Origin of the sequence: Shewanella sp. Isolate13 (assembly GCF_022398325.1) — a bacterium.
Classification (GTDB): domain Bacteria; phylum Pseudomonadota; class Gammaproteobacteria; order Enterobacterales; family Shewanellaceae; genus Shewanella.
Genome location: NZ_JAKEVD010000002.1, coordinates 90,358 through 107,752 on the forward strand (window position 1 = coordinate 90,358; position 17,395 = coordinate 107,752).

Genomic DNA, 17,395 nt, shown 5'->3' on the forward strand with positions numbered 1-17,395 from the left:
AAGTGAATGATAAAAGATCCGCAATTTAAGCGAGAGCAAGAGAAGTACGAAAACCCTATCCCAAGTCGTGAGTATATTTTGGAATACTTGCGCTCACAAAAGTCCCCGTTAAGCCGTGAACATATCGCTGCCGCACTGCAAATTGAAGGTGAAGAGCAGTTAGAAGCTATTCGTCGCCGTTTGAGAGCGATGGAGCGTGACGGTGAGTTAGTATTTACCCGTGGCAAGGCCTATGGCCTACCAGAGAGAATGGACCTGTTGACCGGTACTGTGATTGGTCATCGAGATGGTTTTGGCTTCTTGAAGTTAGAAGAGGGCGGTGACGACCTCTATATCAACAACCGTGACATGCTGATGTATTTCCACGGCGACAGAGTGCTAGCTCAAAAAGCTGGAGTCGATCGTAAGGGTCGCCGTGAAGCACGTATCGTACGTTTAGTCGAAGAGCGTAGCGCAGCCTTGGTGGGTCGTTTCCACCTAGATGCAGGCATGGGCTTTGTGATTGCCGATGATCGCCGCATTACTCAAGAGATTTTGGTACCAGAAGAGGACCGTAAGGGAGCTCGTCAGGGCGACATCGTCGTACTTGAGCTAACGCGTCGACCAGGTCGTTACGTTAAAGCGGCTGGTAAAGTCACTGAAGTGCTTGGTAAAGAGATGGCACCTGGCATGGAGATTGAGATTGCACTGCGCAATTACGATCTGCCACATACTTGGTCAGGCTTGATTGAGAAGAAGCTACGTAAGATCCCTGATGAAGTGACAGAGGCCGATAAAGAGGGCCGTGTCGATCTGCGTCAATTGCCTTTAGTGACGATCGATGGTGAAGATGCACGTGACTTCGACGATGCCGTTTACGCCGAACAGAAAAAGTCTGGCGGCTGGCGTCTATGGGTAGCGATTGCTGATGTGAGCCATTATGTTCGCACTGAGTCGGCGCTGGATAGAGAAGCCCGCGCTCGTGGTAACTCGGTGTATTTCCCATCGCAAGTTATCCCAATGCTACCTGAGAAGATCTCAAACGGCCTATGTTCGTTGATGCCTAAGGTCGATCGCTTATGCATGGTGGCGGAGATGACTATCTCTGCAGCAGGCAAGTTATCGGGCTATAAGTTCTATCCAGCAGTGATGCACTCCCATGCACGTTTAACCTATACCCAGGTTGCCGATATGCTTGAGGGCGGTGAGGTGAGCGAAGAGCTTAAACCTCTGTTTCCGCATCTACAGACTCTGCAGTCACTGTATTTAACCTTGGAAGAGACTCGTGCTGAGCGTGGTGCGATTGCGTTTGAAACCACAGAGACGCAGTTTATCTTCAACGAGCAGCGCAAGATCGATAAGATCGTGCCGCGTAACCGCAACCAGGCACATAAGATCATCGAGGAGTGCATGATCTTGGCAAACGTAGCATCGGCTAAGTTTGTGAAGAAGCACAAAGGTGAAGTGTTGTACCGTGTGCACGAGGCACCATCGGAGCAGAAGCTAACAAACTTTAAGGATTTTCTTAAAGAGCGCGGCTTGACGATGGAAGGTGGTTTAGAACCTGAGCCTAAAGATTATCAAGCTGTGATGGAGCAGATTGCAGACAGAGCCGATGCAGAGCTGATTCAGGTGATGTTGTTACGCTCTATGCGTCAGGCAACTTACACGCCTGATAATGAAGGTCACTTTGGTTTGGCATTAGAGGCGTACTCTCACTTTACCTCGCCAATTCGTCGTTATCCTGACTTGATTTTGCACCGCGTTATTCGCTACCTGCTTGCCAAGCAAGAGTCGGCGGAGTTAACCGACAAGTGGACACCCGATGGTGGTTTCAATTATCAGATCGAAGAGCTAGATCAGTTAGGTGAGGAGTGTTCGACCACCGAGCGCCGCGCCGATGAAGCAACCCGTGACGTAAGCGACTGGCTTAAGTGCGAGTTTATGCAAGATCACGTGGGTGATACCTTCGAAGCTGTGATTGCTTCAGTGACTCATTTTGGCATGTTTGTGCGTCTAAATGATCTATTTATCGATGGTCTAGTGCATATTTCAAGTTTAGGCAGTGACTACTACCAATATGATAATATGCGTCAGCGTTTAGTCGGTGAAGCATCGGGTCAGGTTTATCAGATAGGTGACACGGTAACGGTGAAGGTTGCTGGCGTGAATCTTGATGATCGTCAAATTGATTTGATGATGGAAGGCGATTCGGCTGGCGGACGTCGTCGCAGACCCACCAAGCCAATGACGGCCCGTGAACGAGTCAATCGCGAAGGTGCAAAACTTGCGAAGCGTGAGACTTCTAGAGGCAAAGGCACAGAGGGTGGCTCTGAGTCTAAGTCTGGGAAAAAGCGCAAACCGAGTCGTTCAGGCGCTAAGTCTAGCGGCGGTAAATTTAAAAGCGGCAGCAGCGCTGCAGCTAAAAAGACAAAGACAAAAGCTTCGGCAAAAAAATCTTCAGCAAGTAAAGCTAAGTCAGCCAAGCGTAAAGCGAGTAAGAAATAGATGAAAAAGCAAGATATGACCTTTGGGTTACACGCGGTTGAAGCGGTGCTTAAAAACAGCCCTGAGCGTGTCATTGAAATGTGGGTGCTACAAGGCCGCGATGACAAAAGATTAACTCCTATTCTTGAGATTGCTGCCGAGTGGGGCGTATCGGTACAGTATGCTTCTCGCAAGGCGCTAGATGAAAAGTCTGACGGTGGTCAGCACCAAGGCGTTGTAGCCAAGGTAAAGCCAGCTAAAGTGCTTAGCGATAACGAACTTGCAGCCATGCTTGAGCAAACAGAAACGCCTTTCTTGTTGATCTTAGATGGCGTGACCGATCCACATAACTTGGGTGCATGTTTGCGTAATGCCGATGCCGCAGGCGTTCACGGCGTTATCGTACCAAAAGACAACTCTGTGGGTTTAACCCCAGTTGTTAGTAAGGTGGCTTGTGGCGCCGCTGAAGTGGTGCCCTTGTATCAAGTGACGAACCTTGCACGCACCATGCGTAGCCTGCAAGAGAAAGGTGTCTGGATCATTGGCGCGGCCGGTGAAGCCGATTGCGATCTTTACCAAGCAAGCCTAACAGGCCCACTTGCTATCGCTATGGGAGCCGAGGGTAAAGGCCTTCGTCGCTTAACGCGTGAAAGCTGTGACACCTTAGTGTCAATCCCAATGGCGGGTAGCGTATCAAGCTTAAACGTTTCTGTTGCGACAGGTATTTGCTTGTTTGAAGCTGTGCGCCAGCGACTCGCGTAATCTATAGCCAGCTACGTAGCTAGTATCTGACTTTAAATGCCGATTAAGGTTGAGCCTTTATCGGCATTTTTGTATCTCAGTTAGCTGGTGTTACGAATAGGTAGTGGAAGTCGGCAGTGACCAAAATCTGCTACTGGAAGGTGTAGAGTAGATTGAAGGTGGTAATGGTATCGGTTTGCTTAGAACCTTCTGGTACCACTTCTGTGTATTTTACATTGACGCCGATTTTAAATGCCCAGTCTTGGAAGAGGGTATTCTTGTAGCTGGTATCTAGCGTTAGCGTGTTGTTATCTTCACCGGTTTCGGCGGTAAGATCGGCATTAAGGCTAGTGTACTCCTGCAGCTTCATCTCAAATTTAGCGGCAGTACGGAGGATAACGTCTTTATTGGCTTCGGGGATGGGGGCATCGTCCGTCGCTATCGGTAAGTTATATCGATAACCCGGACCGATTTCTAAACTGAGTTTGGTTTTAGAGGTACTCACAGCATCGAAACCATAACCACCAGACACCGTAGAGATGCGGGTATAACTACCAAACTGATCCCAAGTAAAATCGCCGCGTCCAAAAAAGTAACCGTGGTTTATCTTGTAGCTAGACTGTAATTGCAGATCATATTTTTCGGCGGTCGTTTTTTCATTATCGGCAGCGAAATAGGCTCGAATCGTTCCCTCTTGCCTCATTTGGTTGGTGTCATATACGACCTTGGTTCTACCGTTAAAGCTACTCGACTCAGTATTACCCGTGTTGAGCTGAAAACCCGCCTCAATTTCGGCTGTGATGTCGCTAGGGGGCTCTTGGTAATCAGGGGGGACTAAGGCGAAGGCGGACTGTGAGCACAAAAGACCAAATACAATAATGAGAGTTTTTAGCATTCTTCTTATTCTTGATGTTGTTTGGAGTGAGGAGCATCATTTTTGTCGTAGCGACATAATACCTAGAATCAGCCTATGCGCAAACTAGATTGTATTAGCTTTACAGCTTATATCGAGGTTATTGGGATCTAGGACAGATGTAAGGCAGACGCATTGTTTCTCGAGTATTTTTTGCATCAAGGAGCAGCGTTACTAGACTGGTTAATAATTGCTTGAATTCTAGCTTGAGTTTATGTACTATTCCGCGGCTTAATTCAGTCACTTTAATTAGTTCCTTGCCTCTATTAGGTCTGACTGAGCCAACAACGAGGCTAGATAACCGTAAGGAGCAAAAAATGCGTCATTATGAAATCGTATTTTTAGTTCACCCTGATCAGAGTGAACAAGTGCCAGGTATGATCGAACGTTACACGGGTATCCTTACCCAAGCTGGCGGTCAAATCCACCGTTTAGAAGACTGGGGCCGTCGTCAATTGGCTTACCCAATCATCGAATTGCATAAAGCTCACTATGTTCTTATGAACGTAGAGACTACTGCAGAAGCGGTTGAAGAACTTGAAACAGCTTTCCGTTTCAACGACGCTGTTTTGCGTAGCATGGTTATGCGTACTAAAGCTGCCATCACTGAAGCATCTCCAATGGCTAAAGCTAAAGACGAGCGCGACACACGTCGTTCATCTGAAGAGCGTGCACCTCGTGCAGAAGCTGCTGAAGAAGTAGAAGAAAGCGCTGAAAACACAGCTGAGTAAGTTTTTTTGACCACGAACAATTTGGTATTAGCAGGAACCATTACGCGTTCCAGGCAGTTTGATAGTCCAGCTGGCATTGCCCATACGGTCGTGATGTTGGAACACAAATCGCAGCGTTACGAAGCAGGAATGTTACGCAACGTTTATTGCCAAATCCAAGTTGTATTAAGTGGTGAACGCTTTAGTAGCGTTGCAAAAAACTTAAAAGCCGGCGTTGAAATACAGGTCGAAGGCTTCATTAATCTGCAACAGAGCAGAAATGGTCAAAATCGTCTGGTTTTACACGCTGAAAATGTCGAATTGAAAACTTAGGAGACTGTCACATGGCACGTTATTTCCGTCGTCGCAAGTTCTGCCGTTTCACTGCAGAAGGCGTTACCGAGATCGATTACAAAGATATCGTTACTTTGAAGAACTACATCACTGAAAGTGGTAAAATTGTTCCTAGTCGTATCACTGGTACAAATGCTAAATATCAACGTCAACTAGCTCGCGCTATCAAGCGTGCTCGTTATCTTTCTCTACTGCCGTACACTGATTTACATCAGTAATACTGCATTAATTCAGAGGAATATATAATGAACGTTATTTTACTTGATAAAATCGCTAACCTAGGCAACTTGGGTGACCAAGTTTCTGTAAAAGCTGGTTACGCACGTAACTTCCTTTTACCACAAGGTAAAGCTGTTGTTGCTAATGCTGCTAACACTGAAGTTTTTGAAGCACGTCGTGCTGAACTAGAAGCTAAGTTAGCTGCTGATCTAGCTGCTGCTACTCAACGCGCTGACAAAATCAACGCTCTTGAGTCTGTTGTTATCGCTTCTAAAGCTGGTGACGAAGGCAAGCTATTCGGTTCAATTGGCAACCGTGATATCGCTGACGCAGTTACAGCTGCAGGTGTTGAACTAGCTAAGAGCGAAGTTCGTCTTCCACTAGGTGCTATCCGCACTACTGGTGAATTCGAAGTTGAAGTTCAAGTTCACACTGAAGTTAAAGCAATCGTTAAACTATCTGTAGTTGCAGAAGCTTAATAATTTGCGCTAAGCAAATGCTTTAATTAGAAACGCCGTACTAATTTATTAGTGCGGCGTTTTTTTATGCCTAAAAAGCAGGAAAAGCAGGAAAAGCAGGAAAAGCAGGAAAAGCAGGAAAAGCAGGAAAAGCAGGAAAAGCAGGAAAAGCAGGAAAAGCAGGAAAAGCAGGAAAAGTAGGAAATGTAGGGGAAGCAGGAAAAGTAGGAAAAGCAGGAGAAGCAGGAAAAGCAGGAAAAGTAGGAAAAGTAGGAAAAGTAGGAAAAGTAGGCAGGGGAAGACTGCTAGGCGGGAGTCACTTTTTTGTAGGTCGGGCTTTAGCCCGTCAGTATTGTTACTAATAAATAAGCCCATTACCGATTTAGATATCAAGATGAGGAAAATAGGGCTGCCAGACTCATTTAAAAGCAAATAAAAAGGCATATAAGCGCAGCCTATATGCCTTGTTGTGTTATCCCTTTCAGCAGTCAGAAAAGGATTGTCTCGGTATTAGTTGTTCACTAAATCCAGCTCTTCAATCAGGTTTTGCGCGTTATCCACTTCATCCATCATCCATAGGATATAGCGAATATCCACGTGTACTGCGCGAGTGATAGTTGGGTTAAAGAACCAGTCTTTGGTAATGGCTTCGTAAGTTGAGTCGAAGTTAAGTCCAACTAATTCGCCTTTACCGTTAAATACAGGTGATCCTGAGTTGCCGCCTGTGGTGTCAACACTCGATAGGAAGTTAACCGGTACCGAGCCAAACTCTTCTGGCTTATCTAAGCAAGAGAACAAGCGGCATAACCAAGACGCAGGATCTTGATATACGCTTTCAACGGCATGAGTACCGTAACGCTTAGCTTCAATGGCTTCTAATAGCTTAGCTGGTGCGTTAAATGGCTCAACGCCAGTGTGTTTCGCGGTAATGCCTTCTAAGCGCGTAAAAGGCTGCTTGTATAGCGCATCTGCAGATTGATAACCATCGACCATGCCGTAGGTAATACGCAGCGTACCGTTAGCGTCTGGGTATACTGGCCAGCCATTGGCTTTGTTGTAAGCGATGATGGCTTTCATATAGTCAGGACGCGCTTTAGAGAGCTTTCCTGCTAAGGTCTTAGCATCTTTCTCTGCCTGCATATTTTGCGGGTAAAGCGCTACCGCAAGGCGAATAAAGGGATCGGCGCTGGTTTCAAATGCGTTAGCGTCGGCATCCATCCAAGCTAGGCGTTTTTGCTTATCGGTAAGCGAGCTTAGTGCATACAGTGCATCAAGCTTGTCGCTTAAGCTGACTTCGCTATCGCCTTCGTTAAGCATGGCATCAAGCTCTGCTACGCGGTTATCTTGGGCTAAATAAGCTTCTAAGTCTTGCATCCACAGGGTTTTATCAACGCTAATGGCAAAGCTTGAATCGAGGCGCTTAAGGCGAGCCTTAAACATTTTCATGTCGCGATCTTGATAACCTTCTTCGCGCTCAGCATCGCTCTTTTGCTTTTCTTTGGCTAGGCGATATAGCTTATTGGCAGTTGCTAGTAGCTCACTGCTTTGGGCATTATTAAAATAGTAACGCCCTTGACGCTGTAGACGCTGCTCAACCAGTAGCGTTTCTAGCTCATCAAATTGAGCTTGGAATGATTGGTACTCGGCATCCTTTGCTAGCCATGCGAGGAAATCATCTTCGCGGCTCTGTTTAATACCAGTAATATCAGTCGCTTTAAAACCATCGAGTAAACCGTTGTACTTCTTCATACGGTTTGCCATGCCAGCTAACGTGCCTGCATATTTGATCTTAACGTCTTTATCGTTAGCGCTCATGGCTTCGATAGTGTCGATACGCAGCTGATAACGTGTGGCAAGAGTTGGATATAACCAGTCGCTAGCAAACTTAAGCTCGCTGGTTAAACGGTAGCGGCTGGTTGAACCTGGGTAACCGGCTACAAACACCCCGTCGCCAGCTTTAACGCCGTCAGCATTAACCTTTAGATAGCTCTTAGGTACGTAAGGTACGTTATCTTCAGCGTAGGCTGCAGGCTGACCGTCTTTACCTACATAAGCGCGCAGGAAGGTAAAGTCTGCAGAGTGACGTGGATACTCGTAGTTATCGATATCACCGCCAAAGGCGCCAGCACTTTCAGGTGGTGCGTACACTAGGCGTACGTCACGAATAATCAGCTGCTTAATCAGATAATATTCAAGACCGTTATGGAAGCTTCTTACCGAGCAGCGATAGTTATCATCGCTTTCACATTCTTTAATGAGTGTTTTGCGGTTAGCTTGAATGTTCTCATAACGCTGTAGCGGGTCTTCACCGATATCTTTTTTTACCTGCTCCGAGACATCGGTTACCGCTTCAGTAATATACAAACGCTCATTAGGACCAGCAGTTGGCTCTTTATCTTTACTGGTTGCTAAGAAGCCATCTGCAAGATAGTTATGCTCTTTTTTGCTGTTATATTGAATAGCACGGTAGGCGCAATGATGGTTTGTGACAACTAAGCCTTGGGGCGAAACAAAACTGGCGGTACAATAGCCCAGTCCAACTACAGCATTCATTGGGTAGCTGGTTAAGTCCGCTAACTGTTTAGCCGGAATGTCGATGCCACGCTCGCTGAGCTTATCGGCGATAGACGGCATTTGATAGGGTTGCCATTGTCCTTCATCGGCCAATGCCACAGCTGATGGCAGCATCCCTGTAGAGAGAGCGATGGCGGCGATCAATGCATTGCGCATGTTCTTTCCTTAATATTGTTATAGTATTTTTCTTAGTGCAGGTCGTTAGATGTTAAATACCTGCTTTGCTTGACCCCAGTTTTATACCACATTTTGCTTAAACGTTGGAATTTTGGAGATTTAATGTCACAACAACGCGCCTTTAAGGGCAAAGAGAAACCAAGAGATCTTCAGATGGACGCGCTGAAGATGCCGCCGCATTCAATTGAAGCTGAACAATCGGTTCTCGGTGGTTTGATGTTGGACTCTGATGCTTGGGACAGAGTGGCTGAGGCTGTCGTAAAAGAAGACTTCTATTCGCGTGCCCATGGCACCATTTTTACTGCGATGGAGTCTTTGATCAGCGCCGGTCAACCGATCGACTTAATTACCGTCTCTGAGCAGCTTGAGCTTGAAGATCAGCTCGAAGATGTGGGCGGCTTTGCTTATATTGGTGAAATCGCTAAAAATACTCCGAGTGCGGGTAACATCCACTCATACGCCGATATCGTACGTGAGCGTGCGGTGGTTCGCGATATGATTAAAGTAGCTAACGAAATTGCTGATGCTGGTTTCAATCCGGAAGGGCGTAACTCGAGTGAACTGCTTGATTTAGCCGAAACCAAAGTCTTCAAAATTGCCGAGCAGCGCGCTAACGCTAACGAAGGCCCTGAAGGCATTAAAGCGATCCTTGAAAAGACCGTCGATAAGATTGAAGAGCTGTATAACAACCCTACCAGTGGTGTAACCGGTGTGTCGAGTGGCTTTGGCGACTTAGATAAGATGACCGCAGGCTTCCAGTCTGGTGACTTGATCATCGTTGCGGCGCGTCCATCTATGGGTAAAACCACCTTTGCGATGAACTTGTGTGAGCAAGCGGCGCTACACGAAGACAAACCAGTGCTCATCTTCAGCTTGGAGATGCCTTCAGAACAGATCATGATGCGTATGTTGGCCTCACTTGGCCGCGTCGATCAAACCAAAATTCGTACCGGTCAGTTAGATGATGACGATTGGGCGCGCGTATCATCGACCATGGGCATTATGCTTGAGCAGGGCAAGATGTATATCGATGACGGCTCAGGTCTAACACCTACGGAAGTGCGAAGCCGCGCACGACGTATCGCCCGTGAATATGGCGGTCTGTCGATGATCATGATCGATTACCTTCAGTTGATGCAGGTTCCGGCACTGAAAGATAACCGTACTTTGGAGATCTCGGAGATTTCACGCTCACTTAAAGCCTTGGCTAAAGAGCTGGAAATTCCGGTTATTGCACTATCACAGCTTAACCGCTCGCTTGAGCAACGTGCCGATAAACGCCCAGTTAACTCGGATTTGCGTGAATCGGGCGCGATTGAGCAGGATGCGGATTTGATCATGTTTATTTATCGTGATGAAGTGTATAACGATGACTCTGAAGATAAAGGTACTGCTGAAATCATTATTGGTAAGCAGCGTAACGGCCCGATTGGGCGTGTGCGCTTAACCTTCCAGGGTCAATTCTCACGTTTTGATAACTACGCTGGCCCACAATTCGAAGAGGATTAATTATTGTCCATAAAGTCATTTAGGGACCATGATTAATTACAATAGAGCCTCATAGAGGCTCTTACTTTTTAATAGATATAACAAGGTTAGTTGTGAAACCATTCCCACGAGCAGAAATTAGTCGCCAAGCATTGAAGAACAATCTGGCTCGGCTGCATGAACTTGCCCCATCGAGCAAGGTGATGGCGGTTGTTAAAGCCAATGGCTATGGCCATGGCCTACTTAATGTCGCTCAATGTTTAGATAATGCTGACGGTTTTGGCTTAGCACGCTTAGAAGAAGCACTGGCGCTCCGTGCCGGTGGTGTAAAGGCCAAGCTTTTATTATTGGAAGGCTTTTTCCGTGCTACCGATTTGGCGACCCTAGTTGAGCATGATATTGAAACCGTGGTACATCATGAGTCGCAAATCGAGATGCTGGAGCAGGCAGAGGTCGATAAGCCAGTGAGCGTGTGGATGAAAGTTGACTCAGGTATGCATCGCTTAGGTTTTGTTCCCGATGAATTCCACGAGGTTTACCAGCGCTTGTTGGCCTGTGACAATATCGCTAAACCGATCAATTTAATGACCCACTTTGCCTGTGCCGATGAACCAGACAATGATTATACCGCTAAGCAGCTATCTGTTTTCGAAGAGTTAACCAAAGATCTACCGGGAGAGCGCACCTTAGCAAACTCGGCTGGTGCCTTGTTTTGGCAGCAAAGCCAGGCAAATTGGATCCGCCCAGGGATTGCGCTTTATGGGGTCTCACCTGTGGTTGGCGATCTTGGCACTAAGCACGGGCTTATTCCCGCGATGGAGTTGGTATCACAACTGATTGCCATACGTGACCATAAAGCCGGTCAACCAGTTGGTTATGGTAGTCATTGGCTTGCTGATAGAGACACAAAATTAGGTGTGGTTGCTATCGGTTATGGTGACGGTTATCCACGAAATGCCCCGTTAGGCACGCCTGTGTTGATTAACGGTCGTCTCGCTCCTATTGTAGGTCGAGTCTCGATGGATATGTTAACGGTGGATCTTGGCGCGGACGCTAAAGATAGTGTCGGTGATAAAGCCGTACTGTGGGGAAAGGACCTGCCAGTCGAGGAGGTTGCAGAGCATATCGGGACCATCGCTTACGAGCTTGTGACTAAATTAACTCCACGAGTCGCAGTTTGCCTAGATTGAGCAAATAATTAACTTATTCTGTAGTGGTGATAGAGGCAGGATGCCCTTCATCAGAATGAAGAACTTTTAAATTGAAAACTTATTTACTGCGTGCTTTTACCGCATTCGGGCTCTTGTCGCCAATGGCGTTTGCCGCTTCGACTGAGATGACAGAAGATCGTCAGTCAGGTGAAGAGATAGTTATTATCGAGTCTGTGTCACCTAAGGCTAAAACCAAGCCTGAGCCTAAACACGAGCCTAATCAGCCCGAAGACCAATTACCCGACTACCAAGCCGAGTTTGCTGCCGTACCTTTCGCTTTTTCCAGTGAAAGCTTAAGCACAGCCTTTGGTGGTGCAGGTGTACTTAAACATGCAGGTCAGATCCAGTCTTCCATATTGGGTATTGGCTTATATAGCACTAACAATAGCTGGCTTGGTTATCTGCGATTTAACGACTACCAAATACCCTCTATAGAGCAGTGGTTATTTTCTGTCGAAACCTATCAGGCTCGCTTTAAAGAGGGGGTTTATTATGTTCCTAGCCAAAACGACCCCTACGGTGATACCGAGCGCGTCATAGCATTCGGTGATGAGTCGTTCACTAAGTTACATGCGAGGTATATTTTACCCATAGGCCGTGGAGGCCAAGGCGTGTTAAACAGCTTAGGCCGTGCAAGGGGCGATATCAGTTGGAACCCGTTCGAGTCTGGTGTGAGCAGTATAAAATTCAGTCCTTTTACTCATAGCCGAGAGCTTGAGGGCTTTGAGTTTTTACCAGAGGAAGCCAAGGGGCTCGCCGTAGAACTCGATTGGGATAACCGCGATAACGGTAAAAACAGCACTCAAGGTGGGCAAACAAGCTTTAAGGTGACTCGTGATTTCGGTAGTGGCTCGCGCAATAGCTGGACCACTTGGGAGTTTGAGCAAAGCGCCTTTGTTTCTATTGACTCCAATGAATGGTTTGGTCAGCAAATTTTGGCCTTTAATTTCTACCTCGCAGATACCCCAACTTGGACCTCTGACTCTCAGGGCGATTTCCATCGTCCGCCTAGTTTCGCCGGTGTGAGTTTAGGTGGCTTTGAGCGCCTTAGAGGCTACACCAGCAAGCGTTATACTGGCCGTTCAGCCGTGCTCTATAGCGCAGAGTATCGGGTACAACCTAGATGGCAGCCATTGCAGGAGTGGCCAGTATTTAACTTATACGATGTACCTTGGTGGCAGTGGGTTGCCTTTGCTGAGGCGGGTCAGGTCAGTGATGAGTTTAGTGCCAGCGCACTGCACGAAGACTTAAAGTGGTCGGCTGGTTTTGGCGCGCGATTTGAAGTCGAAAGTATAGTGGTGCGTGCTGAACTGGCCTTTAGCGCCGAATCGAATCAATTCTGGATCATGGTAAACCAGCCATTCTAGTTTTAGTTAGGCTCGTTGAAGTCGCAAAAAAGGCACCGTAAGGTGCCTTTGACTTTTGCAGGGGATGGAACTTATTGAGGTGCTAGGGACAAAGTAGCACCTCTGGGTTTTACAGGGGGAACTACAAGTTAAAGCTATAAGCTAAAACCATGATGCTCCATGACTTTTTGTGGGCTATGACAGGTTGCACACGCTTCTTTAGCATCCTTTGCATTACCCGCATCATTCACATCAACAATATGGTCAGCATCTTTATTGGCACCGAAGTAACCGCCATTGCTTCTAATGTGCGACATTGCAGCATCAGACATGTACTTCTGGTGACAGCTCATACATGCCGCAGCATCAGAAGAGGCGTACCATGTTTCAACCACTTCACCGGTAGCTGGGCGCTGTGAGCTTGGAATAGCATGGGCTTGACCTGCATTGCGACCCAACTCGAAGCCGTAGGCTAGACCACCCCAGCCTTCAACTGCTGAGTGACAAGTCGTACAATCTGTCTTAAGGATAGTGCCGCTTCCGCCGTGACCATTATCATGGCCTTCAGCTTTGTGAGCCTTATACATGAAGCTAGTCGATTTCAGTAATGCAACGCCGTTGTCGGCTTCACCATTTCCTTTGAGGCTCTTATCGTTGGTATGACAGGCAATACAGTTCACCCCATTTGAATCATGGTAGAACTCCTTGCTGTGACAGCCATAACAAGTCGCTGTATCAACGATAGAGCGTCGCTCTGCAACGACAGCATCTGGGTCGCCTAATACAGCACGATAAGCTTCGGTCTGTACGTAGGCTGGGTAGGCATTGTCCGCATCACATGTGGTGCGATTAGCCGTTCCCTCTTCGAAGCAGACTTTAAGTACAGGCAGCACTTCTAAAGAACGAGAGGCGATGTCCGCTGGGAAGTTCATCGTTACCGCTACACTGACAGTGTTATCGGCATTCCAAGTGGCTTTAGTCTCATCTTTTAAGTCAATTCGACGCTGACTGTAAGGAGCTTGATTGTAATCAGGGTAGTCTTTCTCTACATCCCAGCTGACAACCATGTAGGGCTTGCTATAGCCTTGCTTGTAGACTTCATCTTTAGTCACTAGCTCGCCATTAGCGTCCATAATTTTGGTTTCAAACTGTATCAGGTTTGCAGAGTCGATAGTTACCTTACTGACTTCAACGCTGTAGTTTTCAGCAGCTTCATAAGGCTTCTTATGATCTGTATGTACTGCTGCGCTGTGGCAATCTGTACAGCTAAACTCTGGGTTTTTATCTGACTTGTGCTGTGCTGGTGAATCAGTATGACAGCCTGAGCATGCATTGGCGTTAGCATTAGCCAGCCACAGATCTTTGTCGGCAAGTGTTTCGTCATCTACGTGACACGTCGCGCAGTCCATAAAGGGTTTAGTCGGGAATGCTGGGTAGTCGAATGCGTGATCGCCACCATAGCCAGCAATGGTATATGGCATTGGAACCACATTGCCCTCGGCGTCTTTGCCTTCACGATTTGGTCCCATATGAATTGCGTGAACCATGTGCCCAAGCTCAACAGAAATTGCATTAGGATCGGTCACGATTCCGTTATGGCAGGATTGGCAGTTTTCCATATCTAAGCGGCGACCACCGTGAGCCTTAAGGCTATCTGGTTGGTGACAGGTATAGCAAGTTTCTAGCGTAACGAGCTCACGAGTCTCAACACCTTCCGTCGAACTTGTCGCTGGGATCCAGTCATAATGGGCATTTTCAGCTAACTCATGACCCGAGGCGTATTCGAATTGCATCTCGATAGCAATTCTCTGGGTTAAGCTTGGATCGAAAACCACACCTGCGGGATCGGTTGCAGTGGTTAGGTTTGTGCTGAATGTATAGGTGTAAGTACCGTCTTTATGATCTTCCAAACACTCTGCACAGTCTTTAATTTTTTCGAAGCCTTGCTCGAATGTCGTACCTGCATCATTGGTTGTATCATTAAGTAGTGAGATCCACTGCTTTAGATCAGAACCTTGGTTGGTTTTTAGTTGAGCTAAAGAGAAGCGGAAGTCGTGGTATTCATTTTCAGGGCTTAAACCATGAAGACCAACACCCTGTTTATTTTCGAGTTCGAAATTGACTGTAATAATACCATCGGCATAGCTTGCATTGTTGATATGCGCGATCGCTTCACTTGCCATATCAATATGTAAGCCGGAGGTACCTGGATCACCATCGCCGCCTGGCTTGCCGTCTTCACCATTTTTTCCATCTTCACCATCTGAACAGCCAGAGATTATAAATGCAGAACTAATCAACAGGGCTAACGATGTTTTTCTTTTCATTATCATCATCATACGTTCCTTAAAGGTAACCAATTTTGGTTGTTAAAATATTATTAATCTTGTTTTGCCTTTGATATGAAGTTGATCACTCTTGCTGATTGTTGTTGTTTTGGGTTTATATTTCGAAAGATTTTTGTGTGTTAGTTGTTTGTGTTGCATAGAGTTGCTCTCGTGGTCTTTTGTTGTTGTGATTACGGGGTTTTATAGTGGTTAGTGTAAGTTGTTAATAAGTGGAAATGTAAAATTCGGATTTTGCAAATCTAAAAAATGAGGTGTTTTTCTGCAGGTAAATATTATGGGTAAGTCACAAAATTGCGTATTAGCTAATATTAGATTCAAGAAAGTTGACCTCTTGTATACCTAAGGTTTTAGGATTGGTTTAGATTACCTATATATAATTTGTTAGTTTTATTTAAGCGTTTGATTTGAGGGTGAATGAATAACTTAAGCACTAATAGCCTCTTCGATATTCAAGTGTTCGTTTTATTGTATGAATCACTCAATGCTACCGCAGTGAGTCAAACACTTGGCGTGCCGAGCTCTAAGATCAGTCGAAGTTTAAAATCGCTTAGACATTCATTGAATGCACCACTCTTTTTCCGTAAACAGCAGGGGTTTGAAAGAAGTGATTTAGCTAATGATATTTATCCCAAAATGAAACGGATACTCGATTTAGCTAAATATTGTGAAAGAATTGAGTTAGATAATAATAGCTTTCTATCTCAAGAAATTGTCATTGCCTGCCCGCCGACATTGTCGCTGAACCTGTTAAGCCATTTGCAAAAAAAAGCCAGTGAAGAGTCGCATCAATATCTATTTCACCTTAAATCTTGCACCAGTAATATTGCTGATTTAATAAAGCAGCAGCATGTGGATATCGCGGTCACTTATAGTGCTTATAACACCGAACAGTTATGGTCTGAGCTTATCGATAAATCGGGAGCTTATGTGTTAGTTGCTAAGCATGGGCATCCTATATTCACCGTGGATAGGGTGACGGATATAGAGCAAATTCTTGGTTATCCCTATATCAGTTTTTCTGGCAATGAGCTGAATGATGCTATGGATCCGCTAGAATCCTATGCACTCGACAGTGGGCGGGAGATCAATATTACTGCGAAAGTATGTTTCCTCGCCGATCTGATGTTGCAACTGGAGCAAAGCGATGCTGTTGCTTTGTTAAGCCATAAAGATGCAATTGAGTTTTTGTGCCAAAGAGGGAATATTGCCTCATTTCAACTCGACGATGAGTTAAGCCACCAGATCAACCAAAGAAATGGGCAATATCATTTCTATCTGACTCAGATGAGAAAAGATCAAAATTACTCCGGCTGGGTTGCCGAGGAGATCCGAAATTACATCGCGTCAAATATGATCTCTGAAAAGGGAGGGCAAGATGAAAAAGTTGCCTAGTATTAATTTCAGTACGATTGAAATTTTATGCCTGTTATATCACAAGAATAGTACCAAGGATGTGGCAGTGGCTTTAGGCTTATCACAGCCAAAAGTGAGCCGAGCCCTGAATGCATTGCGGGATGTATTTGATGACCCTCTATTCATTCGAAAGAACAATAAACTGGTTGCTACTAAGTTGACCCATGCCCTGTATGAATCCTTTTCTGAAATACTCAGCTGTGCAGATTCGATAGAGGGGCTCGCCATTAATCGTACGAATGTTCCTGAGCCACCAATGGTGATATGTACTGTGCCACAGTTAGAGATCGGTTTAGCTCAACAGGTGATTGATGAGGCGCAGAACAATAGTGTTAACTCAACGCTTGCTATTTCCACATCGGCCTGGTCAGAAAGAAGTGAACAACAGCTGATTGATGGAGAAGTGGATGCGGTGATCAGCTTTATGCCTTCAATGAGAAAAGAGCTATTATCGAAATCGATTATTCAACACAGAGGTGGATACCTTATCGCTCGAGAAGGTCATCCTATTTGGCAGGCTCCCACCATAGATAATATGATTGATTATCCGATAGTAAAGCTGGTGACTATGCCATTTCCTGCCAACAAGTCTCCTATCGGTGTCTACGCTAAGTCAAAAGGTAAATCTGTGCAGGTTTATGCGACAGCACCGGATCTTGGCAGCGCAGCGAGTAGTCTACTGAATTCAAATGCCTTCATGATTGTTGGTGTTAAAGGCGCAGTGGATTTTCTGGCAAGCATTAAGGGGTTACGAGCGAGTAAGATTGACTACTCTCAAGATAAGCTTTTATTGCAAGACTTTTCACACCCGACTGTCTACCTATGGTTGAAACGTTCCCTCGATGGCAAAGTCCTAGCCCCCTTCTGGCTACAACAAACGCTTGAGTCCTACATCATCAATGCACATAAATAGTCACGTTGGCTTGTGATTTGTTAAACATTCACCGCATGGCTTTCTCCTCAAGCCAGATGTAGTG

At 46.0% G+C, this 17,395-nt stretch carries 14 protein-coding genes; 11 read left to right on the top strand and 3 right to left on the bottom strand.

Translation table 11 applies throughout. The features are described 5' to 3' along the window. The first annotated feature begins 6 nt into the window (after window positions 1–6). Complete coding sequence (gene rnr, locus L1D44_RS01580; RefSeq protein WP_239888549.1) at window positions 7–2,487, top strand: ribonuclease R; 2,481 nt, start codon at window positions 7–9, stop codon at window positions 2,485–2,487. Next, the gene (gene rlmB / locus L1D44_RS01585) at window positions 2,488–3,228 is read left to right on the top strand and encodes a 23S rRNA (guanosine(2251)-2'-O)-methyltransferase RlmB (RefSeq protein WP_239888550.1); all 741 of its coding nucleotides are present in this window, start codon (window positions 2,488–2,490) and stop codon (window positions 3,226–3,228) included. A 130-nt stretch (window positions 3,229–3,358) separates the two neighbouring features. Here rlmB and L1D44_RS01590 read toward each other — a convergent pair whose 3' ends face one another. After that, window positions 3,359–4,102 (bottom strand): DUF481 domain-containing protein, encoded by a 744-nt coding sequence (locus tag L1D44_RS01590; RefSeq protein WP_239888551.1) that lies wholly within the window; start codon window positions 4,100–4,102, stop codon window positions 3,359–3,361. Window positions 4,103–4,437: 335 nt separating this feature from the next. On the opposite strand from L1D44_RS01590, the gene rpsF reads away from it, so the two are divergent. From rpsF to rplI, 4 genes are read left to right on the top strand one after another with little or no spacing between them, the layout of a single operon-like run. After that, window positions 4,438–4,851, top strand: a complete 414-nt coding sequence (gene rpsF, locus L1D44_RS01595; protein ID WP_028766438.1) for a 30S ribosomal protein S6 — start codon at window positions 4,438–4,440, stop codon at window positions 4,849–4,851. Window positions 4,852–4,857: 6 nt separating this feature from the next. Then, a complete protein-coding gene (gene priB, locus L1D44_RS01600) occupies window positions 4,858–5,163 on the top strand; it encodes a primosomal replication protein N (RefSeq protein ID WP_239888552.1) in 306 nt (101 codons plus the stop codon). Window positions 5,164–5,174: 11 nt separating this feature from the next. After that, on the top strand, window positions 5,175–5,402 hold the full coding sequence (rpsR, locus tag L1D44_RS01605; protein WP_005497284.1) for a 30S ribosomal protein S18: 228 nt from the start codon (window positions 5,175–5,177) through the stop codon (window positions 5,400–5,402). Window positions 5,403–5,429: 27 nt separating this feature from the next. Beyond that, window positions 5,430–5,882 carry a 50S ribosomal protein L9 gene (gene rplI, locus L1D44_RS01610; protein WP_220769252.1) on the top strand — a complete coding sequence of 151 codons (453 nt, stop codon included), beginning with the start codon at window positions 5,430–5,432 and terminating at the stop codon, window positions 5,880–5,882. 489 nt (window positions 5,883–6,371) lie between these two features. Here rplI and L1D44_RS01615 read toward each other — a convergent pair whose 3' ends face one another. Further along, entirely contained in the window at window positions 6,372–8,591 is a 2,220-nt protein-coding gene (locus L1D44_RS01615) for a S46 family peptidase (protein ID WP_239888553.1), read from the bottom strand. A 123-nt stretch (window positions 8,592–8,714) separates the two neighbouring features. On the opposite strand from L1D44_RS01615, the gene dnaB reads away from it, so the two are divergent. The 3 genes from dnaB to L1D44_RS01630 all read left to right on the top strand — a co-directional run bounded on the left by dnaB (window position 8,715) and on the right by L1D44_RS01630 (window position 12,678). Continuing rightward, window positions 8,715–10,121 (top strand): replicative DNA helicase, encoded by a 1,407-nt coding sequence (gene dnaB, locus L1D44_RS01620; RefSeq protein WP_220769254.1) that lies wholly within the window; start codon window positions 8,715–8,717, stop codon window positions 10,119–10,121. A gap of 92 nt (window positions 10,122–10,213) precedes the next feature. Beyond that, complete coding sequence (alr, locus tag L1D44_RS01625; RefSeq protein ID WP_239888554.1) at window positions 10,214–11,290, top strand: alanine racemase; 1,077 nt, start codon at window positions 10,214–10,216, stop codon at window positions 11,288–11,290. 71 nt (window positions 11,291–11,361) lie between these two features. After that, window positions 11,362–12,678: a hypothetical protein gene (locus L1D44_RS01630; protein WP_345773620.1), complete on the top strand. Its 1,317-nt coding sequence runs from the start codon at window positions 11,362–11,364 to the stop codon at window positions 12,676–12,678. Between the two features lie 134 nt (window positions 12,679–12,812). Here the strand turns inward: L1D44_RS01630 and L1D44_RS01635 are convergent, their stop codons facing one another. Continuing rightward, the gene (locus L1D44_RS01635; RefSeq protein WP_239888555.1) at window positions 12,813–14,984 is read right to left on the bottom strand and encodes an OmcA/MtrC family decaheme c-type cytochrome; all 2,172 of its coding nucleotides are present in this window, start codon (window positions 14,982–14,984) and stop codon (window positions 12,813–12,815) included. Window positions 14,985–15,419: 435 nt separating this feature from the next. On the opposite strand from L1D44_RS01635, the gene L1D44_RS01640 reads away from it, so the two are divergent. Then, window positions 15,420–16,397 (top strand): LysR family transcriptional regulator, encoded by a 978-nt coding sequence (locus L1D44_RS01640; RefSeq protein ID WP_220769257.1) that lies wholly within the window; start codon window positions 15,420–15,422, stop codon window positions 16,395–16,397. Next, complete coding sequence (locus tag L1D44_RS01645) at window positions 16,381–17,331, top strand: LysR family transcriptional regulator (RefSeq protein WP_239888556.1); 951 nt, start codon at window positions 16,381–16,383, stop codon at window positions 17,329–17,331. The genes L1D44_RS01640 and L1D44_RS01645 overlap by 17 nt, the downstream gene beginning before the upstream one ends. Window positions 17,332–17,395: the final 64 nt, after the last annotated feature.

What these genes read in the sequence shown, in the direction of transcription:
- rnr (WP_239888549.1), top strand. Translation starts at nt 7, where the DNA reads ATGATAAAAGATCCGCAATTTAAGCGAGAGCAAGAGAAGTACGAAAAC.
- rlmB (WP_239888550.1), top strand. Translation starts at nt 2,488, where the DNA reads ATGAAAAAGCAAGATATGACCTTTGGGTTACACGCGGTTGAAGCGGTG.
- L1D44_RS01590 (WP_239888551.1), bottom strand. Translation starts at nt 4,102, where the DNA reads ATGCTAAAAACTCTCATTATTGTATTTGGTCTTTTGTGCTCACAGTCC.
- rpsF (WP_028766438.1), top strand. Translation starts at nt 4,438, where the DNA reads ATGCGTCATTATGAAATCGTATTTTTAGTTCACCCTGATCAGAGTGAA.
- rpsR (WP_005497284.1), top strand. Translation starts at nt 5,175, where the DNA reads ATGGCACGTTATTTCCGTCGTCGCAAGTTCTGCCGTTTCACTGCAGAA.
- rplI (WP_220769252.1), top strand. Translation starts at nt 5,430, where the DNA reads ATGAACGTTATTTTACTTGATAAAATCGCTAACCTAGGCAACTTGGGT.
- L1D44_RS01615 (WP_239888553.1), bottom strand. Translation starts at nt 8,591, where the DNA reads ATGCGCAATGCATTGATCGCCGCCATCGCTCTCTCTACAGGGATGCTG.
- dnaB (WP_220769254.1), top strand. Translation starts at nt 8,715, where the DNA reads ATGTCACAACAACGCGCCTTTAAGGGCAAAGAGAAACCAAGAGATCTT.
- L1D44_RS01635 (WP_239888555.1), bottom strand. Translation starts at nt 14,984, where the DNA reads ATGAAAAGAAAAACATCGTTAGCCCTGTTGATTAGTTCTGCATTTATA.
- L1D44_RS01640 (WP_220769257.1), top strand. Translation starts at nt 15,420, where the DNA reads ATGAATAACTTAAGCACTAATAGCCTCTTCGATATTCAAGTGTTCGTT.
- L1D44_RS01645 (WP_239888556.1), top strand. Translation starts at nt 16,381, where the DNA reads ATGAAAAAGTTGCCTAGTATTAATTTCAGTACGATTGAAATTTTATGC.